The organism is Pseudomonas sp. Sample_14 (assembly GCF_004307515.1).
GTDB lineage: Bacteria > Pseudomonadota > Gammaproteobacteria > Pseudomonadales > Pseudomonadaceae > Aquipseudomonas > Aquipseudomonas atacamensis.
In genome coordinates this window covers 179,142-200,616 of the sequence record NZ_RCOC01000096.1, presented here as the reverse complement: position 1 = coordinate 200,616, position 21,475 = coordinate 179,142, and the positions used below count along the sequence as shown (strand labels likewise).

Here is a 21,475-nt window from a genome sequence, read left to right as displayed (position 1 = left end):
GAACACCTCTGTCAACCCCCTAAATTGCTTTCAAGTTAATGATTTGCAACTTATTTCAGATTCCAACCCGGTGGGTTGAAACGCTGCCGGTGACTGACTGCGGGGCGCACTTTACAAGCCTTTTCCTTTGAGTTCAACAGCCTGGCGAAAAAAAGGCCTCGCAATGCGAGGCCTTCCCGGTTTCATTGCCGCTGAGGCTTAGCCGAAAACGATTTCGTCGTTCTCGACCTTGCCGGTGGCGGTGTCGCCCGGCATGAAATGACCCGACAGGATCAACTGCGCCAGCGGGTTTTCGATCCAGCGCTGGATCGCCCGTTTCAAAGGACGCGCGCCATACACCGGGTCGTAACCGACGGCGATCAGCTTGTCCATCGCTTCCGGGCTCAGCTCCAGCTTCAGCTCGCGCTCGGCCAGACGGCTGCGCAGGCGACCCAACTGGATCTCGGTAATCCCGGCGATCTGATCCCGCGCCAACGGCTCGAAGATCACCACCTCGTCGACCCGGTTGATGAACTCAGGACGGAAGTGCGAGGTCAGCGCGTCCATCACAGCAGCACGCTGCGCCTCACGATCACCGACCAGCTCCTGGATCTGCATCGACCCGAGGTTGGACGTCATCACGATCACCGTGTTGCGGAAGTCCACCGTACGCCCGTGACTGTCGGTCAGCCGGCCATCCTCAAGCACTTGCAGAAGGATGTTGAACACATCCGGGTGCGCCTTCTCGACTTCGTCCATGAGGATCACCGAGTACGGCTTGCGACGCACCGCTTCGGTCAGATAACCGCCCTCTTCATAGCCGACGTAGCCCGGTGGCGCACCAATCAGACGAGCCACGGAGTGTTTCTCCATGAACTCCGACATGTCGATCCGCACCATCGCCTCTTCGGTATCGAAAAGGAATTCGGCCAAGGCCTTGCACAGCTCGGTTTTACCGACACCGGTAGGGCCGAGGAACATGAACGAGCCGCTCGGACGATTCGGGTCGGACAGCCCGGCGCGGGAACGCCGCACGGCGTTGGCCACAGCCACGACCGCTTCTTCCTGACCGATGACCCGTTTGTGCAACAGGCTCTCCATCTTCATCAGCTTGTCGCGCTCGCCTTCGAGCATCTTCGACACCGGGATGCCGGTCCACTTCGACACGACTTCGGCAATCTCTTCTTCAGTCACCTTGCTGCGCAGCAACTGGTTTTCGCTCTTGCCGTGCTGGTCGACCATTTGCAGGCTGCGCTCCAGATCGGGGATCACCCCGTACTGCAACTCGGCCATGCGGTTCAGGTCGCCTTTGCGGCGTGCGGCTTCCAGTTCCTGGCGCGACTGTTCGATCTTCTGCTGAATCTGCGCAGAACCCTGCACCTCGGCTTTTTCCGAGTTCCAGATTTCTTCCAGATCCGAGTACTCACGTTCGTGACGCTCGATTTCTTCCTGGAGTTTTTCCAGGCGTTTCTTCGCTGCGTCGTCGCTTTCTTTCTTCAGCGCCTGGGATTCCACTTTCAACTGAATCAGGCGCCGCTCCAGACGATCGAGTACTTCCGGTTTGGAGTCGATCTCCATACGGATACGGCTGGCGGCCTCATCGATCAAGTCGATGGCCTTGTCCGGCAGCTGCCGATCCGTGATGTAGCGATGGCTGAGCTTGGCTGCGGCGATGATCGCACCGTCAGTGATCGCCACCTTGTGGTGGACCTCGTAACGCTCTTTAAGGCCACGCAGAATGGCGATGGTGTCTTCTTCACTCGGCTCGTCCACCAGGACTTTCTGGAAACGCCGCTCGAGCGCCGCGTCCTTCTCTATATATTGGCGATACTCGTTGAGCGTGGTCGCGCCGACGCAGTGCAACTCGCCGCGAGCCAGCGCAGGCTTGAGCATGTTGCCAGCGTCCATCGAGCCTTCGCCTTTACCAGCGCCGACCATGGTGTGCAGTTCGTCGATGAACAGAATGATCTGCCCTTCCTGCTTCGACAGCTCGTTGAGCAAGCCTTTCAGGCGCTCTTCGAACTCGCCGCGATACTTGGCGCCGGCGATCAGCGCGCCCATGTCCAGCGACAGCAGGCGCTTGCCTTTAAGGCCGTCCGGCACTTCGCCGTTGATGATGCGCTGGGCCAAGCCTTCGGCGATCGCGGTTTTACCCACGCCAGGCTCACCGATCAGCACCGGGTTGTTCTTGGTGCGGCGTTGCAGAACCTGAATGGTGCGGCGGATCTCGTCGTCACGGCCGATCACCGGGTCAAGCTTGCCGTCTTCGGCGCGCTTGGTCAGGTCGACGGTGTATTTGTCCAAGGCCTGCCGCGACTCTTCGTGGTTGGCGTCATTTACCGCTTCGCCACCACGCAGGTTGTTGATCGCGTTTTCCAGGGCTTTTTTGCTCACGCCTTGGCCGAGCAGCAACTTGCCAAGCTTGCTGTTCTCGTCCATCGCGGCGAGCAGCACCAGTTCGCTGGAAATGAACTGGTCGCCCTTCTGCTGAGCGAGACGGTCAGCCTGATTGAGCAGACGCGCCAGATCCTGCGACATGTTGACGTCGCCGGTCGGGTTCTGGATTTTCGGTAGTTGATCAAGCTCTTTGGTCAGCTCTTTACGCAAGCTGTTGACGTCGAAGCCTACTTGCATCAGCAACGGCTTGATCGAACCGCCCTGCTGTTCAAGCATGGCCTGCATCAAGTGCGCCGGCTCGATGGCCGGATGATCGTGGCCAACCGCCAACGACTGGGCGTCGGACAGGGCCAACTGTAATTTACTGGTTAAACGGTCAATACGCATGGGTCACCTTCCTTTTGAGCAGGCCGGACCTAAGAAACCATCCTGAATAAAGAAACCTGCCAGATACCACTGTAGATGCGGTCGATTCTGGGAGATTCAAGCGTCGGAGAGTTGATGCAGATCAGAGAGTTTAGCGGGTGAGCCAAACAAGGGAGGCGAAACGACCGGTGCGCGACGCACGGCGATAGGAGAAGAAGCGCGGATCGGTCACGGTGCAGAAACCGCCACCATAAACAGCCGTGACACCCCGTTCAGCCAGACGCAGGCGCGCCAGCAGATAGATATCAGCCATGAACTTGCCGGCATTGTTGCTCGGTACGAACGCTTCTGCTGCTTCAGGCAGTTGATTGATGAAGACTTCCCGTACTTCCGGACCGACCTCAAAGGCTTTGGGGCCAATGGCCGGGCCGAACCAGACCAGTACCTCGTGAGCAGGAACATCGAGGCTGTCGAGAGTTGCCTCAAGCACGCCCGCCGCCAGCCCACGCCAACCGGCATGAGCGGCCGCGACACGCGTGCCGGCACGATCGCAGAACAATGCCGGCAAACAGTCTGCCGTCATCGCCGCACAGGCAATACCCGGCGTTGCCGTCCAACTGGCATCTGCAGTCGCAACGATGCCCGGATCAGCATGCGCAACGGTGATCCCGTGCACTTGCTGCAACCAGGCAGGCTGTATGGAGAAGTGTTCGGTCAAGCGGCGACGATTTTCGGCCACCGCTTGCGGGCGATCATCGACGTGATCCCCCAGATTCAGGCTGTCGAACGGCGCCTCGCTGACACCACCCTCGCGGGTGGTGACACAGGCCCTGACGCTGGCCGGCGCAGGCCAGTCCGGCGTCAGCCAGTTCATCCGACGAAGGCCTCGCGATCCTGCTTGAGCAGGGTCAGCAGCCAGACGAAATCTTCCGGCAGCGGCGATTCCCAGCTCATGCGCTCACCGCTCGTCGGGTGATCGAGTTCAAGGAAGCGCGCGTGCAGCGCCTGACGCGGGAAGTGCTTGAGCGATTCCACCATGGTCGGGTTGGCCGCAGGCGGAATGCGGAAACGCCCGCCATACGCCGGATCGCCGACCAACGGGAAGTTGATGTGCGCCATGTGCACGCGGATCTGGTGAGTCCGACCGGTTTCCAGCTTCACCCGCACGTGGGTGTGCGAACGGAAACGCTCGAGCACGCGGTAATGGCTGACGGCAGGCTTGCCGCCTTCCATCACTGCCATGCGCTGGCGTTGCTGGCCGTGACGACCGATCGGCGCATTGATCTTGCCACCGGCGGTGACCACGCCGATCACGATGCACTCGTAGATACGGCTGACGCTGCGGCTCTGCAATTGTGCGACCAGCTTGGTCTGCGCCTGAATGGTCTTGGCCACCACCATCAGACCGGTGGTGTCCTTGTCCAGACGATGCACGATACCGGCACGCGGGACATTGATGATGTCCGGCACATGGTGCAACAAAGCGTTGAGCAGGGTGCCATCGGCATGACCGGCAGCCGGGTGCACCACCAGACCGGCAGGCTTGTTGATCACCAGGATGTCGTCGTCTTCATAGACGATGTCGAGCTCGATGTCCTGGGCGATCCACTCGCCCTGGGCTTCCTGCTCGGCAGTCAGCTCAAGGATGGCACCGCCATGCACAATGTCGCGCGGGCGGATCACCGCCCCGTCCACAGTCAGGCGACCTTCTTTGATCCAGGCGGAAAGGCGCGAGCGTGAGTGCTCAGCGAAGAGTTGGGCGGCGACTTGATCGAGGCGTTGGCCGCCCAATTCGGACGGCACCTCTGCGCGAAGTTCAATTTTATCGGACATGCTCGGACTGGGCGTCGGCACAGCCTTTGGTTTCGGCTGCGCGCTTGTGGTTAAATACGGCGTCTTTTGCCCCGAGGCTTTTCAACGGGGCGCTCATCATAACAGGACGGCCCCGCCCAAGACAGCGGCCGTCATAGGGACGCAAGCCGCCATGCAAGTGAAACACCTGCTGCTGATCGCCATCCTCGCATTGACCGCTGCTTGCTCATCGAAGGAAGTCGTAGACGAAAACCTCAGCGAAGCCGAGCTGTATCAGCAGGCTCAGACTGATCTGGACAACAACAGCTACACTAGCGCCACAGCCAAGCTGAAGGCTCTGGAGTCGCGTTATCCGTTCGGTCGCTACGCCGATCAGGCTCAGCTGGAGTTGATCTACGCCAACTACAAGAACGCCGAGCCGGAAGCTGCAAAGTCTGCCGCCGAGCGTTTCATTCGTTTGCATCCGCAGCATCCGAACGTGGATTACGCGTACTACCTCAAGGGTCTGACCTCGTTCGACCAGGACGTCGGCCTGCTGGCGCGCTTCCTGCCGCTGGACATGACCAAGCGTGACCCGGGCGCCGCCCGTGACTCGTACAACGAGTTCGCGCAGCTGACCAGCCGCTACCCGAACAGCCGCTACGCGCCGGACGCCAAGCAGCGCATGATCTACCTGCGCAATCTGCTGGCGGCCTACGAGATTCACGTCGCTGACTACTACCTGACCCGTCAGGCTTATGTAGCCGCTGCCAACCGTGGCAAGTATGTCGTGGAAAACTTCCAGGAAACCCCATCGGTCGGCGACGGCCTGGCGGTGATGACCGAAGCCTACCAGCGTCTGCACCTCGACGATCTGGCCGCCACCAGCCTGGAAACCCTGAAGCTCAACTACCCGGATCACCCAAGCCTGCAAGATGGCCAGTTCGTGCCACGCGTAGCCGAGGCCGACAACCGTTCGTTCCTGAGCAAGGCGACTTTGGGCCTGATCGAATCGCGTCCACCGCTGCCGCCGGGCGAAACCCGCGCCAACCAGGACGTGCAGAAGCAGTTCCAGGACGCGAAAGATGCGATTCCGAACGAGCTCAAGCCTAAGGACGAAAACGGCGACGTGATCGAAGAGCCAGAGCCGGAATCCAGCGACACCGATCGCTCGTGGTTCAGCTACATGACCTTCGGCGTGTTCGACTGATTACACCGGCTGTACGAAAAAAGGGAGATCTGCGGATCTCCCTTTTTTATTGCCGCACTTTAATAGGCTGTGCGCTGATCGGGTCCTTGGCTAAACTGCCGGATCATCAGTCGAAAAGCCGCTCATCATGCTTCGTTTATTGTTCTGGATTGCCCTGATCTTCGCCGCCATCTGGCTCTGGCGCAAATTCAAGGCCCCCGCCTCGTCCACCCGACCGCCGCGCGAACAGGACGCGCCGCCGATGGTGCGCTGCGCCCACTGCGGCGTGCACCTGCCGCGCGACCGCGCGCTGGGCAACCAGCAACAGTGGTATTGCAGCCAGGCTCATCTTGAGCAAGGCCCGGGCGCCAGTGGTCGCTGAGGTCGCCAACGCCGACCAGAAACAGGCGCAGCGTCTGCTGCGCCTTTATCACCTGTACCGTTTAAGTGTCGGCATCACTCTGGTGCTGCTGATCTCCAGCAACATGGACAACCGCCTGCTGACGTCGGCCAACGACGACCTGCTGCGCGGCGGCAGCTGGCTGTACCTGATCATCAATATGCTGCTGGTGGTGTTCCTCGAAAACACCCGGCGCCCGGCGCAGTTGTTCACCCTGGCCTTCGTCGACGTGCTGCTGTTGTGCGGCCTGTTCTACGCGGCGGGCGGCGTGGCCAGTGCGCTGGGCAATCTGCTGGTGGTCTCGGTGGCGATCAGCAACACCCTGCTACGCCGACGCATCGGCCTGCTGATTGCCGCCATTGCGGCGATCGGCATTGTCGGCCTGAGCTTTCTGCTGGGGCTCAGCCGCCCCTTGAGCGCCAACGCCTACTTGCAAGCCGGCACCCTCGGTGCGCTGTGCTTTGCCGCATCGCTGCTGGTGCAAGGGTTGATCCGCCGCCTCGAAGTCAGCGAGACCCTGGCCGAACAGCGCGCCAGCGAAGTGGTCAGCCTGGAGGCGCTGAACGCGTTGATCCTGCAACGCATGCGCACGGGGATTCTGGTGCTCGACGAGCAACGTCGGGTGCAACTGGCCAATCACAGCGCGCAGAGTCTGCTCGGCCACAGTCACCTGCAAGGTCATATGATCGACGAATATTCGCCAGCACTGGTCGAGCGTCTGCAACTGTGGCGCAACAACCCGACCCTGCGCCCGCAGAGCCTGAAAATCCCCGGCAATGGCCTTGAGCTGCAGCCCAGCTTCATCGCCCTTGAGCAGAGTCCGAACCAGCAGACGCTGGTGTTTCTCGAAGACCTGGCGCAAATCACCCAACAGGCGCAGCAACTCAAGCTCGCTGCGCTCGGGCGTTTGACCGCCGGCATCTCCCATGAAATTCGCAATCCACTGGGCGCGATCAGTCATGCCGCGCAGCTGTTGGCCGAGTCCGAGGAACTCGATAGCGCAGATCGGCGTCTGACGCAGATTATTCAAGACCACTCCCAGCGCATGAACCGAGTCATCGAAAACGTCCTGCAACTGTCCCGCCGCCAGCAAAGCGCGCCGCAACGGCTGGACCTCAAGCCGTGGCTGGAAGACTTCGTCGGCGAAATCCGCGAGCAGGCCAACGAGCGCCAGCACATTCATCTGCGGATCAATTCCGGCGATTTCACCACGCTGATGGACCCCAACCAATTGCGGCAGATTCTCGACAATCTGATACGCAACGCCTGGCGTCACAGTGCGCAACTGCACGAGCAGGCCGACGTCTGGCTGGCACTGTTCGTCGACCCGGACAGCCAGTTGGCGGTGCTTGAGGTCCAGGACAACGGCCCCGGCGTGTCGGCCGAGGAACAGGCGCATCTGTTTGAGCCGTTTTTCACTACCAGCAGCCAGGGCACCGGTCTTGGCCTTTATCTGTCCCGTGAGCTGTGCGAAAGCAACCAGGCACGCCTAGACTTCAAATCACGCCAAGGCGGCGGCTGCTTTTGCATCACTTTTGCTCACGGACGGAAACAAAGTTGAATACAAGCCCACGGCAAAAAATTCTAATCGTCGACGACGAACCGGATATCCGCGAGCTCCTGGAAATCACCCTGGGACGGATGAAACTCGAGACCTTCAGCGCCCGCAATCTGAGCGAGGCTCAGGCGCTGTTGCAGCGCGAGCACTTTGACCTGTGCCTGACCGACATGCGCCTGCCCGACGGCACCGGGCTGGAGCTGGTGCAACACATTCAGCAACGCGATCCACACCTGCCGGTAGCGATGATTACGGCGTACGGAAGCCTGGAAACTGCGATCAATGCGCTGAAGGCCGGGGCGTTCGACTTCCTCACCAAACCGGTGGAACTGCCGCGCTTGCGCGAACTGGTCAGCTCGGCGCTGCGCCTGCCGACAGCGGGCGGCTTGAGCACGGCAATCGAGCGACGCTTGCTGGGCGACTCGCCGCCGATGGCCAATCTGCGCAGGCAGATCGACAAGCTCGCACGCAGTCAGGCACCGGTGTACATCAGTGGTGAATCCGGCAGCGGCAAAGAACTGGTCGCGCGTCTGATCCACGAACAAGGTCCGCGCGCCAGCCAGCCGTTTGTGCCGGTGAACTGCGGGGCGATTCCGTCAGAGCTGATGGAAAGCGAATTTTTCGGCCACCGCAAAGGCAGTTTCACTGGAGCCGTCGAAGACAAGCCGGGGCTGTTTCAAGCGGCCCATGGCGGCACTCTGTTTCTCGATGAAGTCGCCGACCTGCCACTGTCGATGCAGGTGAAGCTGCTGCGGGCGATTCAGGAAAAAGCCGTGCGCAGCGTCGGCGGCCAGCAGGAAACGGTGGTCGACGTACGCATCCTTTGCGCAACGCACAAAGACCTTGAAGCCGAAGTTTCGGCCGAACGCTTCCGCCAGGATCTGTATTACCGGCTCAACGTCATCGAACTGCGTGTGCCGTCCCTGCGCGAACGCCGTGACGACATTGAGGCGCTTGCCATGCACGTGCTCAAGCGCCTGGCCAAAGACACCGGACAACCCGAAGCGCGCCTGCACCCGCAAGCGCTGGAGGCGCTGAAGAACTATCGCTTTCCCGGCAATGTGCGCGAACTGGAGAACGTCCTCGAACGCGCGCACACCCTGTGTGAAAACCGCACGATCGAAGCGCAGGATCTGCGTTTGAGCGAAGGCAATTGCACGGCGGACGGGGCGATGGCCGATCTGACGCAGGTCGACAATCTTGAGGATTATCTGGAGAGCGTCGAGAGGAAGCTGATTTTGCAGGCGCTGGAGGAAACCCGCTGGAACCGCACGGCGGCGGCGCAGCGGTTGAGTCTGTCGTTTCGGTCGATGCGTTATCGGCTGAAGAAATTGGGCCTGGATTAAAGGCCCCTTAGCGAGCAGGCTCGCTCCCACATTTGGAATGAGTATTCCTGTGGGAACGAGCCTGCTCGCGGCGGTCTACCCGCCTCTGACTAAATCCGGCCCTCAGGCGCATACGGCGCCGGATCAATAATCGGCGCCCGCCCCAGCATCACGTCAGCAAATAGCTGACACGATGCCGGCGCCAGCACCAGCCCGTTGCGGTAATGCCCGCAGTTCAGCCACAACCCTTCGAATCCCGGCACCCGGCCAATAAAGGGAACCCCTTCCGGCGACCCCGGCCGCAACCCGGCCCAGTGCCCGACCACTTCGGCATCCGCCAGCGCCGGCAACAATTCGATCGCCGAGGCCTTGAGGCTTTGCAGCGCTACATCGGTCGGGGTCTTGTCGTAGCCTTCGTGCTCCAGCGTGCTGCCGATCAAAATGTGACCGTCGCGACGCGGGATCGCATATCGCCCCTTGGCCAGCACCATGCTCGGCAGGAAATCAGCCGCGCACTTATAGAGAATCATCTGGCCTTTGACCGGCTCGACCGGCAGCGTCAGGCTCAGCGTCTGGAGCAGATCACCGCTCCACGCCCCCGCTGTCAGCACAATCTGATCGCCGTTGATCACGCCCGTCGGAGTCTGCACGCCGACCACGCGCTCGCCCTCGCGGACGAAGCCACTGACCTCGCATTGCTCATGAATCGTCACATTCGGCAGCGCCAGCAGCGCGGCTTTCAGCGATTTGACCAGCCGTGGATTGCGCACGTTGGCGACATCGGCCATGTAGATCGCCCGGCTGAAACCGCTGCCGAGCACCGGCACCGCGTCATGCGCCGCCGAGATATCCACAGCCCGCAGCGGGCGGCTTTCCCGCTCGGCCCAGGCCAGGGCTGCGGCTTCATCGTCCAGATCCAGCCAATACAGACCAGTGGTGTGTACCTCAGGATCAACCCCCGTGTCGGCAAACAAGCGCTCGCCGAGCTGTGGATAAAAATCCTGCGACCAATGCGCCAGCGCGGTGACTGCCGGACTGTAGCGCCACGGGTATAACGGCGAGACGATGCCGCCGCCAGCCCAGGATGATTCCTGGCCGACATTCGAGCGATCCAGCAGCACCACGCTGCGCACTTCGGAGGCGAGATTGTAGGCAGTGAGCAGGCCAATCACCCCGCCGCCGACAATCACCACTTGCTGTTGCCTGGTCATGTTTGATCCAACCGTAAAAAGACAGTGGGCGCAAAAGGCGCCCGAAAAAGAGTGCGTCAGCGGCCCCAGCAATCCTTGGCGGTCACTCCGGTGGTCGCGTTGTTCATGCTTCGCACGCCGGTGTTGGTCAGGGTGAAATCCCCGCACTTGTCGGTGGCCATGGCCGAGCCGGTTTTACGCGTCGCGGTCAGCACAAACGTCTGGTCGGTCAGCGTCGGGGTGATGGTGTAGAAATCATTGCCCGTGCTCAGTCCGGTGACGCCGGTGTAGACATTGTTGCGGGTGTAGAAACGCTCGAGGGTCTGCGCCTGCTCCGAGAGCAGCGAAACCACTTCGGCGCGACGGCCCTTCTTCACGTATTCGTTGTAGCTGGGAATGCTGATGGTGAGGATGATCCCGATAATCGCGATAACGATCATGATCTCGATCAGGGTAAAACCTCGGCTGGTTCTGCGCATGCCTCAAATTCTCGCTTACTGGATTTGTCGCCACATGATACGACGGCTGCCACCGCCACCCTTCTCTACAATGGTGGTGATGACGCCACTGGTGTCGGTCACGACCTTTCCCGTACCACCGGCGGAAATGACGTTAAGGGTCGGAATGCCGCCGGTAAAAATCACGCCGCTGGATATCGTATCGTTGCTGTCGACCAAACGGTCGCCGGTGGTGTCGATCACGGCGTAGTTGAGCATCTTACCGTTGAACGCATCGAGTTCGACCAGTCGGCCCGTACCAAAGCTCGAACACGGGTCGGTGGTATCGACGCTGGCAGTGGTGAAAACAACTCGCCCCAACACAAGACTGGCCTGATTGATCACGCGCTCGCCGGTCAGCACGTTGTTATACACCAGCGGCAGATACCAGCCTTTTTCTCCCGGATAGGTCGTTTCATTCTGGCTGGTGGTCAGAAACTGCCCGGAACTGCCGGAGAACGAACCGGTTATCGCCTGTGCTTGCAAACTGCTGACGGTGATTTGGCCGGCCCCACCCTCTGCATCCCAGATTGAATAGAACGCCTGCAGATCCTTGTTGGTCTTGTCGGCAGTCTCGTTGAACTTGCCGGTGCCAAAGAACACTTGCTTGCCGCCCTGCGGATTATCCGCCAGCAGCGGTTGCGCGGTGATCGGCTGCGTTGCCCCACCCGGGGCGGTAAACAAAGGCTTGCCGGCAAACGCCACGCCCCAGCTTTCTGCCCCGGGTGCGCTCAAGTCGAATTTCCACATACGCCCCTTCAGGTCACCAGCGTAGGCAGCCTGCACCACGTTCGAGGAATTGACCCTGAGTTTTACCGAAGACAGACCGTTAGTGGTTTCCGTGCTGTCGATGACGATTTTCCTGATCAGCGAACCATCCATTGCATCCAGTACATACAAAGCCGCAACCCCCGAATTGCTGCCGTAACCATTGGCGATGAATGTCGCCCAGCGACCATTGGCCAAGCGTGCCACTTCCGGACGGGCGTAAGCGTAACCCAGGTCATTGAAAGCGTTCGACGTATTGGCAGTGACCGGCGCACTGACCTCCCACAATGCCCTGATGACATTGCCCGCCGAGGCATCGAACAGTTGCAGCCCATAGAAGGTTTTGCCACCAGCCCCCGTTCCGCCAATGGCCAGCGTTCTCCAGGTGGTGCCAGCCTGCGCATCGAACACGCCGACCTGACCGTCCACGAGAAACTTGTGGCTGACGCCGTTGACGTAATTGGTATCCGCAATCAGCCGCAACGAGGGCAGCACGCTGGAGGGCATGTAGGCATAACGGCGGGTGCCGTTCGCCGAATTGATCACGTTGACGAAACCGTCGTTGGCGTTCACCACCAGACTGGTATTCATGTTCGCAGTCTTGGTCGTCAGGTAGTTGGTGTAACTGCTGTCACCCGTCAGATCGGATGCGGTCTTGTCCGAAGGCGACGCGAGCACCAGCGGCGAATTGATGATGTCGCCCAGCAGCGCAGTGCGCACTTTGAGCCCTGCCCTGTTGGTCCCTTTGCTCCACTCCACCAGTTCAGTGCCGCTGATACCGGTGGGTAGGCCCTGATTCAACGTGTTCTGCTGGGCTGGGGAAAAGCTGCCGAATGCCAGAGCAATGGGCGTGTTGCTCAAGGTGTTCCATGACTGGAAAGTCGGCGCTGTGGCAGAGGGCACGATGGTGGTGTCGGTCGACCATTGCGCCGTCGAGGTATTTACCGTGCCGGTCGAGGTAAAGCCGAACGACCTGATCGTGCCGCGCCAATCCTTGGGATCGTAGGTTGTCTGGTAAAAACTGCTGCCACTGGTCAACGTACTGCTGCTGGCAACACCGGCACCACCGGAGCCGGCCTTGGAAGTGATATCGCTCAGTGCCGACGATAACGCCGCATTGAGCCCGGAGCTGTCGGTCGCCTGGTAATACCTGCCCTGCCCGTAACTGGCGGCGTCGGACAACATATCGTTATCCGCAGCGAAACCCACGGTGTAGGTGTTCATGTTCTGCCCGGGAAAATCCAACGCGTTCCAGCTCTTGCCGGCGGCGTCGGTGCCGGTCGAACGCATGTCGATGTCGAAGGCGAATTTGGCGATGTCATCCAGATACAGCGTGTCACCTTCGCCGTCACCGTTGAGGTTGTCGCCATCGTTATTCACGCCATCCCAGTTCGGTAAGCGACTGCCTCCCAGCGGATCGTTGGTCGGGAAGGTACGGTCATAGGTCGGCAAGCCATCGGTAATCACCACGCCGTAGTTTTTCTGGCAGCGGTATTGAATCGGACTGGTATAGGTCGCCGGCGTGCCGTTGTAGTAAGGCGCCAAGCCACGCATGTAGCGGGTGACTTCGTAATAGCTCTCGGCCAATGGCGTGTTGGCCACGGCGTTCAAGCCGTTGATCGATGAGATCAGCGCGTTGTAGTTGGTGTCTGCCTGGGCCTGGGTGACGCTGCCCGCGACGGGTGACAAATCGGTGATCGAGCGGGCGATGAAACCGCCGTTGCCCGGGTTGCTGCTGGTCGCCGGATTGAATGTCGACAGGCCCATGCGCAAGGTGCGGTTGCTGCTCACCAGTGCGGTGGAAACGTTGCGCGCCACGTTCATCCGGTAATCGTTGGGAATCGCCCCCGTGGTGAAGTCACGGGTGCCGTTGCTGTTGGCGAGGCTGACTATGTAGGAAATGTAATCGGCGGAATACCGAGTGTTCTCATTGCCTACGGGGTCGGGCAGTTTCAGGCACAAGGGCGCCACGCTGTTGTTGTAGAACGCATAGGCGCCTCCCGAGCAACCGGAAGTCGGCAGACTCGATAGAAACACTGTGTCGCCAGTAATCTGCGGTGCATTGAGTGCAGAGCACAAGCCGAGGAAGGCATTGCACTGCCGGGCGGGAGTGCGGTTGACGTTCGGGTCGAATCCGGCGGCGTAAATGATACTGTTCATACTCCCCGAATCATCGATCAGCAGCATCACGTTCGGCGCCACCGCAGCCGCGCTCAGCAATGGCGAATCGGAAGGCGTGAAAGCCCAGGCCGGTGCCGCCAGGTAGAAACTCAGGAGCATGCCGATCAACAACGACAGGCCGCGCTCAATACTTCGCATAGACACTCTCCACCACGCTACGCGAATTGCCGGCGATGCCGACCGCAGTGACTCGATACAACGTCGCCGAAGTGTTACTTGGTACGTTCACCGCCGTCAGGGTCGTGCCGATGTTCTGCACGCCATAAAAGCCATTACCGGCAGCGATCCAGGTCACCCCGGAGGTCGAATTGAAGCCGGCCGAGCTGACCGATGACGATTCCGCCGGCGGCAGACATTGGCTCGTGCCGCTGCACACCGCCAATGAGTAGCTGTCCAGTTGTACTGCACTTTCGCCGACACGCAATGCCGCTTCGGCCGCCTGAAACGATTGATTGCGCAAGCTGACGCTGCCGGCCATTTTCTCTTGCAGGTTGGCGCTCTGCATCGAGGACAAACCGATCAATGTGAGCAACAGCAGAAACACCAGACTGACCAACAAGACCATGCCGCGCTGTGCCTGACGTTGTTGCAAGGAAATCCTCATCGCCGCCCCCTCATGGCAAGCGGTTGCGCAATGCCGCAACCACGTTGAAGGTTTGATTGCGCACCCGATTGTTCGGGTCGGTGAGGGTCAGGCTCAGGCGCACACTGCGGATGCGCGCGGGATCGCCAGGGTTGCTGCTGTAGGTCGAGGCTGCGACGTCGGTCGCCGAACTGGCCAGGCCGAAGGTGACGTTGAAGGCGCTGACATTGTTGACCAGCACTTGCTGCGCCGGATTGCCGCTGCCGGTGCCCATGAGGATCTGGTTATTGCTGAAGCTGTAGATCAGGCGCCGGATCGGGAACGCGATCTGGCCCGTGGTCGGGTTGCGCAATCCGCTGTAGGCGACCGCGCTGTTGCGGCAATCGGAAATCACCGTCCAGGTCGGTGTGCCCCCGCCGCTGCCCACATCGGCGGTGACCAGGGTCAGCTTGAGATTGGCGTTATCCCAGTTGATCGGGATGAGTTGGGCAGTGTTGAAATCCCCTGCTGAGCTGGAGTCGACGATGGTGCCAAGGCAGCCGAACATGCCGACCATGCGGATTTCCTGAATCATTTTGCTGAGAACGAAGCGCGCGTCTTCCTGCATCGCTGCGGCGCTGTTCTGACTGACGTAAGTGTTTTTTGCGGCGATGAAAATCTGTACCACACCAAGCACGACGATCAGCCCCAAAGCCAGAGCAATCAGCAATTCGATCAGGCCGAAACCACGGCTGGCACGCTTCATGGTGTGGCCACCGGATCGACCGCCGCCCGGCTGGTCAGGACGAAACTGCGCTGGGCACTGGCAGCGTTCGCCGCGCGCGCATCGCTCCAGGTAATGGTGATGGTGTAGACCCGTTGATTGAGGGTGATGCTGCCCGTCGCGGTCGGACCGCCGAAGTTGGCGATGTTGGTGGTGAAATCGTAGAGGTCCTGGTCCCGCGCATTACTGAGATTGCCCGAGGTCGGTGGCGTGACGGTGTAGTTGGCGCCGGAATTGGCGCGGATGCGATCCATCATGTCATAGGCGATGAAGCTGGCCTGACTGGTCATCCGCGAACTGTCGGTGTACTTCAGCGCATTGAGCTGCACCGCCGCTGCGCCCAACAGCCCGACGGTGAGAATCAGCAGCGCGACCAGCACTTCGATCAGCGTCATGCCCTCCTGTGCGTTTTTTCTCCCTGCCCTCATCCGCAATTTCCACCCAGTTGAATGCGTCCGTTCAAACACACGTTCAGCGTCCTGCTTTGCGTGCCCAGCGTGTAACCGATGACTACCGCCGTCGACGGTGCCGCCAGACCACCAAGATTGTTGAAATCCAGTGCGGTCACTCCTGAGGGTAGCGCCAGAGTCGCGCCACTGCTCATTGCTGGAACAACCCGCAACACATTGGCCGGATTGCCAGTACTGTCGTAGACCGCCAGCTCACCGGTCCACACACTGCCGCCGGCGGTCGGACGCAGACGCGTGGTCACGCCGCGATTGATCGCTTCGAGCCGGGCGAAATTGATCGCTCGCTGCAAGTCGCCGACTTCGGTATCCGCCTTGCTGCTCTGGATCGTACGGGTAAAGGCCGGCACCGCCAGCGTGATCAGTACCAGGAACACCGCGATGGCGACCAGCAACTCGACCAGCGTGAAACCTTTTGTACGAAGATCCATCGGTGCCCTCCGTTGCCGTCGGCTATACCTGCTTTTACACGCTAGAACATTCGCTCGGCACGCGCCGACTGATTTGCCCTGCGCGGCGCACGGATTGCGCTGCTCATACCATTCCCGGAGGGATTTTTTATGCCGCAACACGGTTTCAGCCTGATTGAACTGCTTATGGGACTGGCGATTGGCGCAATTGTTCTGCTGCTGGTCAGCCCGGCGTTCGCCGCGCTCAAGCAAGCGACTCAGCGCGACCACGCAGCGCAGTCGCTGCTCGAAGGCATCCGCCACGCTCGCACACTGGCGATCACGCACAATCAGAGCGTGGTGATCCATGGCATCGACGATGACTGGAGTCAGGGTTGGCGGATCATTCTGGATCGAAGCGGCAAGGGGCCGGAGGACAGCAGCAATCCGCTGCTGGTTGAACGCGCCAGTGAGGCGAAGGTGCCGATTGTCGGCAACTGGTGGGTGAGCCGCTATGTGCGGTTCAGTCATTTGGGGCAACCGCTGATGCCGGGACGGCGGTTTCAGGCAGGGACAATACACGTCTGCTCGCCGCACGAGCCGGTCAGCCAGCGGCAGATCGTGCTGGCGGCGACCGGTCGCGTGCGCCTGGGCAGTCAGGAGACCGAACAGGCGCTGTGCGACAAACGCAGAAGCGTCAGATCGAACGGACGCGCAGCTCTTTCGGCATCGAGAACGTGATGTTCTCCTCACGGCCAGCCAGCTCGTCGGCACCGGTCGCGCCCCAGGCCTGCAATTGCTGGATCACGCCCCGCACCAGCACTTCCGGTGCGGAGGCGCCAGCGGTAATACCGATGCGCTCGACGCCGTCGAACCAGCTCTGTTGCAGGTCCTCGGCACCGTCGATCAGGTACGCCGGAGTCGCCATGCGCTCAGCCAGTTCACGCAGACGGTTGGAGTTGGAGCTGTTCGGGCTGCCGACCACCAGCACCACGTCGCACTCGTCGGCCAGTTGCTTGACGGCGTCCTGGCGGTTTTGTGTGGCGTAGCAGATGTCGTCCTTGCGCGGGCCACCGATGGCCGGGAAGCGCGTGCGCAGGGCATCGATCACACGGCTGGTATCGTCCATCGACAAGGTTGTCTGGGTGACGAAAGCGAGTCTTTCCGGATCGCGCACCTGCAATGCGGCCACGTCCTTTTCGTCTTCAACGAGGTAGATCGCGCCGCCATTGCTCGCGTCGTACTGGCCCATGGTGCCTTCGACTTCCGGGTGACCGGCGTGGCCGATCAGGATGCACTCGCGACCGTCGCGGCTGTATTTGGCGACTTCGATGTGCACCTTGGTCACCAGCGGGCAGGTTGCATCGAAGACTTTCAGGCCACGACCGGCGGCTTCGTTGCGTACGGCTTGGGAAACACCGTGGGCGCTGAAAATGACGATCACGTCATCGGGTACCTGATCGAGCTCTTCTACGAAAATCGCGCCACGGCTGCGCAGGTCTTCGACGACGAACTTGTTGTGCACCACTTCGTGACGCACATAGATCGGCGGCCCGAAGACTTCCAGGGCGCGGTTGACGATTTCGATCGCCCGGTCCACACCGGCGCAGAAGCCACGGGGGTTGGCGAGTTTGATTTGCATGCTGTGCCTCGTGTCTTGCGCGCGAAAACAATGGAAAACAGACTGTAGAGACCTGCTTGTTGTGGCGAGGGGATTCATCCCCGCTCGACTGCTTAGCAGTCGTAGACCGTCAACGGATTTGTCTCAGAATCCGTTGACTGGTCTGGGGGCGCTTCGCACCCCAGCGGGGATAAATCCCCTCGCCACAGAAGCTCACTCCTGCATTTTTAGATCGCTTTGACGGAAATGATTTCCACGTCAAAGGTCAGCGTCTTGCCCGCCAGCGGGTGGTTGAAGTCGACGGTCACTTGCGTGTCGTCGAATTCCTTCACCACACCTGGCAATTCAGTATTGGCCGCATCGTTGAAGATCACCAGCAGACCCGGTGACAACTCCATGTCGTTGAACTGCGAACGCGGGATGGTCTGCACGTTCTGCGGATTCGGCTGACCGAAAGCGTTTTCCGGCTCGACGGTCAGGGTGCGCTTGTCGCCGGCCTTGAAGCCGAACAGTGCGGCTTCGAAGCCCGGCAGCAGGTTGCCATCGCCGACCTTGAACGTCGCCGGGGCCTTGTCGAAGGTACTGTCGACGGTGTCACCGTTTTCCAGGCGCAAGGCAAAGTGCAGGGTGACTTCGGTGTTCTGGCCGATGCGTTGCTCAGTCGATAGCGGTTCAGTCATGAGCAGCCTCTTCGGTTTTCTTCGATTTGAACATGTCCAGTGCCAGCATGATCGCGCCAACGGTGATCGCGCTGTCGGCAATGTTGAACGCCGGGAAATACCAGCGGTTCTGCCAGTGCACCAGGATGAAGTCGATCACATGGCCCAGGGCAACGCGGTCATACAGGTTGCCCAGCGCGCCACCCAGCACCAGTGCCAGGGCGACGGCCAGCCAGGTGTCGTTGCGGCCCAGGCGCTTGAGCCAGACCACCAGCACGGCACTGACGACAATGGCGATCAGGGCAAACAGCCAGCGCTGCCAGCCGGAGCTGTCGGCGAGGAAGCTGAAGGCAGCGCCGGTGTTGTAGGCCAGCGTCCAGCTGAACAGGTCGGGAATGATCACGATCTGCTGGAACATTTCGAGCTTGGCTTCGAAGTAGAACTTGCTGGCCTGGTCAATGACCAGAACCAGCAAGCTCAACCACAGCCAGCTCAGCCGTCCGAAACGGCCAATGGCATCAGGCATAGTGACGAACCTCGCCAGCACCGCTGATGTTGTCGACGCAACGCCCGCAGATTTCCGGATGTTCCGGGTTCACGCCGACGTCTTCGCGGCAATGCCAGCAACGCGCGCATTTCGGGAACGCCGATTTGACGATCTTCAGTTTCAGACCGCTGACTTCGGTGGCCACTGCATCGGCCGGAGCCTGCACGAATGGCGCAACGCTGGCAGTCGAGGTGATCAGAACAAAGCGCAGTTCGTTGCTCAGCTTGGCCAGATCGGCGCTCAGCGCCTCTTCGGCAAACAGCGTCACTTCGGCCTGCAGGTTGCCACCGACGGCTTTCGCCGCACGCTGGATTTCCATCTCTTTGTTGACTGCAACCTTCACTTCCATGATGCGATCCCAGTAGGCGCGACCCAGCTCGAAGCCTTCCGGCAGCTCGGTCAGGCCTTCGTACCAGGTGTTGAGCATGACCGACTCGTTACGCTCGCCCGGCAGGTATTGCCACAGTTCGTCAGCAGTGAAGGCGAGGATCGGCGCGATCCAGCGCACCAGCGCTTCGGAGATGTGGAACAGCGCGGTCTGGCACGAGCGCCGGGCCTTGCTGTCGGCGCCGGTGGTGTACTGGCGGTCCTTGATGATGTCGAGGTAGAAACCACCCAGCTCCTGCACGCAGAAGTTGTGGATCTTCGAGTAGACGTTCCAGAAACGGTATTCGCCGTAGTGCTCTTGCAACTCGCGTTGCAGCAGCAGCGTGCGATCCACCGCCCAGCGATCCAGCGCCAGCATGTCTTCAGCCGGCAGCAGGTCGGTGGCCGGATTGAAACCGGTCAGGTTGGAAAGCAGGAAGCGCGCGGTGTTACGGATACGACGATAGGCATCAGCGCTGCGCTGCAGAATCTGCTCGGACACCGCCATTTCGCCGGAGTAGTCGGTCGAAGCGACCCACAGACGCATGATATCGGCGCCCAGGGTGTCGTTGACCTTCTGCGGCGCGATCACGTTGCCCAGCGACTTGGACATCTTGCGCCCGGACTCGTCGACGGTGAAGCCGTGCGTCAGCAGTTCGCGGTACGGCGCGTGGTTGTCGATGGCGCAACCGGTCAGCAACGAGGAGTGGAACCAGCCACGGTGCTGGTCGGAACCTTCCAGGTACAGGTCGGCACGCGGGCCGCTCTCGTGGCCCATCGGGTGCGAACCGCGCAGGACGTGCCAGTGCGTGGTGCCCGAGTCGAACCAGACGTCGAGGGTGTCGCTGATCTTGTCGTACTGCGGCGCTTCATCGCCAAGCAGTTCGGCGGCGTCGAGTTTGAACCAGGCTTCAATCCCTTCGACTTCAACGCGTTTGGCGACTTCTTCCATCAGCTCGACGGTACGCGGGTGCAGCTCGCCGCTTTCCTTGTTGAGGAAGAACGGGATCGGCACGCCCCAGTTGCGCTGACGCGAGATGCACCAGTCCGGACGATTGGCGATCATCGAGTGCAGGCGCGCCTGGCCCCAGGCCGGAACGAACTTGGTGTCTTCGATGGCTTTGAGCGAGCGCACGCGCAGGGTGTCGCCGCTGGTTGGCTCCTTGTCCATGCCGATGAACCACTGCGCAGTAGCGCGGTAGATCAGCGGGGTCTTGTGGCGCCAGCAGTGCATGTAGCTGTGTTCGATGACGGTGGTGTGCATCAGCGCACCGACTTCGGTCAGTTTTTCCACGATGGCCGGGTTGGCCTTCCAGATGAACTGGCCGCCGAAGAATTCCAGCGACGGCACGTATACGCCGTTGCTCTGTACCGGGTTGAGGATGTCGTCGTTGACCATGCCGTATTTCTTGCAGGTCACGAAGTCGTCCACGCCGTAGGCCGGGGCGGAGTGAACCACGCCGGTGCCAGCGCCCAGCTCAACGTAGTCAGCCAGGTACACCGGCGACAGACGATCGTAGAACGGGTGACGGAAGTTGATCAGCTCAAGTTCTTTACCGGTGGTGGTGGCGATGACCGAACCTTCCACGTCGTAGCGCGCCAGGCAGGCTTCGACCAGCTCTTCAGCCAGCACCAGCAGCTTGTCGCCGATATCGACCAGGGCATAGTTGAATTCCGGGTGCACGTTCAGCGCCTGGTTGGCCGGGATGGTCCACGGGGTGGTGGTCCAGATCACGATCGCAGCAGGTTTGCTCAGCGACGCCAGACCGAACGCGGCAGCCAGTTTGGCCTCGTCAGCGATCGGGAATGCAACGTCGATGGTCGAGGACTTCTTGTTCTCGTACTCGACTTCCGCTTCAGCCAGAGCCGAACCGCAATCGAAGCACCAGTTCACCGGCTTGAGGCCCTTGAAGACAAAACCACCCTTGACGATTTCGGCGAGGGCGCGGATTTCACCGGCCTCGTTCTTGAAGTCCATGGTCTTGTACGGATTGGCGAAGTCGCCGAGCACGCCGAGACGGATGAACTCGGACTTCTGCCCTTCGATCTGCTCGGTGGCGTAGGCACGGCACAGCTCACGGGTCTTATCCGCGCCAAGGTTCTTGCCGTGGGTCACTTCCACCTTGTGCTCGATCGGCAAGCCGTGGCAATCCCAACCCGGGACATACGGCGCGTCAAAACCCGACAAGGTTTTCGAGCGGATGATCATGTCCTTGAGAATCTTGTTCAGTGCGTGACCGATGTGGATCGTGCCGTTGGCGTACGGAGGGCCGTCGTGCAGGACGAACTTCGGACGATCCTTGCCAATCTCGCGCAACTTTCCGTACAGGCCAATACTGTCCCAGCGCTGCAGGATCTGCGGTTCGCGCTGTGGCAGGCCGGCCTTCATTGGGAAGGCGGTGTCCGGAAGGTTTAGCGTGGCTTTATAGTCGGTCATTT

The 21,475-nt window shown here is 60.6% G+C and carries 19 protein-coding genes; 5 read left to right on the top strand and 14 right to left on the bottom strand.

Features of this window, described 5'->3' with window-relative positions; genetic code table 11:
- Positions 1–198: 198 nt before the first annotated feature.
- From clpB to rluD, 3 genes are all read right to left on the bottom strand, one after another.
- Positions 199–2,763 carry an ATP-dependent chaperone ClpB gene (clpB, locus tag D8U61_RS25345; RefSeq protein WP_016773142.1) on the bottom strand — a complete coding sequence of 855 codons (2,565 nt, stop codon included), beginning with the start codon at positions 2,761–2,763 and terminating at the stop codon, positions 199–201.
- 130 nt (positions 2,764–2,893) lie between these two features.
- Positions 2,894–3,616 carry a peptidoglycan editing factor PgeF gene (gene pgeF, locus D8U61_RS25340; RefSeq protein WP_130902289.1) on the bottom strand — a complete coding sequence of 241 codons (723 nt, stop codon included), beginning with the start codon at positions 3,614–3,616 and terminating at the stop codon, positions 2,894–2,896.
- The gene (gene rluD / locus D8U61_RS25335) at positions 3,613–4,575 is read right to left on the bottom strand and encodes a 23S rRNA pseudouridine(1911/1915/1917) synthase RluD (protein WP_042610487.1); all 963 of its coding nucleotides are present in this window, start codon (positions 4,573–4,575) and stop codon (positions 3,613–3,615) included. The genes pgeF and rluD overlap by 4 nt, the downstream gene beginning before the upstream one ends.
- 151 nt (positions 4,576–4,726) lie before the next feature.
- Here rluD and D8U61_RS25330 point away from each other — a divergent pair, with 151 nt between their 5' ends.
- The 4 genes from D8U61_RS25330 (at position 4,727) to D8U61_RS25315 (ending at position 9,026) form a co-directional block, all read left to right on the top strand.
- Entirely contained in the window at positions 4,727–5,743 is a 1,017-nt protein-coding gene (locus D8U61_RS25330; RefSeq protein ID WP_016773139.1) for an outer membrane protein assembly factor BamD, read from the top strand.
- A 127-nt stretch (positions 5,744–5,870) separates the two neighbouring features.
- Positions 5,871–6,104 carry a PP0621 family protein gene (locus tag D8U61_RS25325; RefSeq protein WP_130902288.1) on the top strand — a complete coding sequence of 78 codons (234 nt, stop codon included), beginning with the start codon at positions 5,871–5,873 and terminating at the stop codon, positions 6,102–6,104.
- On the top strand, positions 6,094–7,683 hold the full coding sequence (locus D8U61_RS25320) for an ATP-binding protein (RefSeq protein ID WP_130927881.1): 1,590 nt from the start codon (positions 6,094–6,096) through the stop codon (positions 7,681–7,683). The genes D8U61_RS25325 and D8U61_RS25320 overlap by 11 nt, the downstream gene beginning before the upstream one ends.
- Positions 7,680–9,026, top strand: a complete 1,347-nt coding sequence (locus tag D8U61_RS25315; RefSeq protein WP_125925980.1) for a sigma-54 dependent transcriptional regulator — start codon at positions 7,680–7,682, stop codon at positions 9,024–9,026. Before D8U61_RS25320 ends, D8U61_RS25315 begins: the two co-directional genes overlap by 4 nt.
- A gap of 89 nt (positions 9,027–9,115) precedes the next feature.
- On the opposite strand, the gene thiO is transcribed toward D8U61_RS25315, so the two are convergent.
- From thiO to D8U61_RS25280, 7 genes are read right to left on the bottom strand one after another with little or no spacing between them, the layout of a single operon-like run.
- Positions 9,116–10,216 (bottom strand): glycine oxidase ThiO, encoded by a 1,101-nt coding sequence (gene thiO / locus D8U61_RS25310; RefSeq protein ID WP_130927866.1) that lies wholly within the window; start codon positions 10,214–10,216, stop codon positions 9,116–9,118.
- Positions 10,217–10,272: 56 nt separating this feature from the next.
- The gene (locus tag D8U61_RS25305) at positions 10,273–10,674 is read right to left on the bottom strand and encodes a type IV pilin protein (protein WP_122750953.1); all 402 of its coding nucleotides are present in this window, start codon (positions 10,672–10,674) and stop codon (positions 10,273–10,275) included.
- Between the two features lie 15 nt (positions 10,675–10,689).
- Positions 10,690–13,779: a PilC/PilY family type IV pilus protein gene (locus D8U61_RS25300; protein WP_130927865.1), complete on the bottom strand. Its 3,090-nt coding sequence runs from the start codon at positions 13,777–13,779 to the stop codon at positions 10,690–10,692.
- Positions 13,766–14,245, bottom strand: coding sequence for a PilX N-terminal domain-containing pilus assembly protein (locus D8U61_RS25295; RefSeq protein WP_016773134.1), 480 nt, complete (start codon positions 14,243–14,245; stop codon positions 13,766–13,768). Before D8U61_RS25295 ends, D8U61_RS25300 begins: the two co-directional genes overlap by 14 nt.
- Positions 14,246–14,255: 10 nt before the next feature.
- Positions 14,256–14,969 (bottom strand): prepilin-type N-terminal cleavage/methylation domain-containing protein, encoded by a 714-nt coding sequence (locus tag D8U61_RS25290; protein ID WP_130927864.1) that lies wholly within the window; start codon positions 14,967–14,969, stop codon positions 14,256–14,258.
- A complete protein-coding gene (pilV, locus tag D8U61_RS25285; protein ID WP_130927863.1) occupies positions 14,966–15,415 on the bottom strand; it encodes a type IV pilus modification protein PilV in 450 nt (149 codons plus the stop codon). The genes D8U61_RS25290 and pilV overlap by 4 nt, the downstream gene beginning before the upstream one ends.
- Positions 15,412–15,885: a GspH/FimT family pseudopilin gene (locus tag D8U61_RS25280; RefSeq protein ID WP_130927862.1), complete on the bottom strand. Its 474-nt coding sequence runs from the start codon at positions 15,883–15,885 to the stop codon at positions 15,412–15,414. Before D8U61_RS25280 ends, pilV begins: the two co-directional genes overlap by 4 nt.
- Positions 15,886–16,014: 129 nt before the next feature.
- Between D8U61_RS25280 and D8U61_RS25275 the strand changes: the two genes are divergently transcribed.
- A complete protein-coding gene (locus D8U61_RS25275) occupies positions 16,015–16,584 on the top strand; it encodes a GspH/FimT family protein (protein ID WP_130927861.1) in 570 nt (189 codons plus the stop codon).
- Here the strand turns inward: D8U61_RS25275 and ispH are convergent.
- The 4 genes from ispH to ileS all read right to left on the bottom strand — a co-directional run bounded on the left by ispH (position 16,541) and on the right by ileS (position 21,473).
- Complete coding sequence (ispH, locus tag D8U61_RS25270) at positions 16,541–17,485, bottom strand: 4-hydroxy-3-methylbut-2-enyl diphosphate reductase (RefSeq protein ID WP_016773129.1); 945 nt, start codon at positions 17,483–17,485, stop codon at positions 16,541–16,543. The genes D8U61_RS25275 and ispH overlap by 44 nt on opposite strands.
- A 206-nt stretch (positions 17,486–17,691) precedes the next feature.
- Positions 17,692–18,144, bottom strand: a complete 453-nt coding sequence (gene fkpB, locus D8U61_RS25265; protein ID WP_122698534.1) for an FKBP-type peptidyl-prolyl cis-trans isomerase — start codon at positions 18,142–18,144, stop codon at positions 17,692–17,694.
- A complete protein-coding gene (gene lspA / locus D8U61_RS25260) occupies positions 18,137–18,649 on the bottom strand; it encodes a signal peptidase II (protein WP_041477796.1) in 513 nt (170 codons plus the stop codon). The genes fkpB and lspA overlap by 8 nt, the downstream gene beginning before the upstream one ends.
- Positions 18,642–21,473, bottom strand: a complete 2,832-nt coding sequence (gene ileS, locus D8U61_RS25255; protein WP_130927860.1) for an isoleucine--tRNA ligase — start codon at positions 21,471–21,473, stop codon at positions 18,642–18,644. The genes lspA and ileS overlap by 8 nt, the downstream gene beginning before the upstream one ends.
- Between the last annotated feature and the right edge of the window lie 2 nt (positions 21,474–21,475).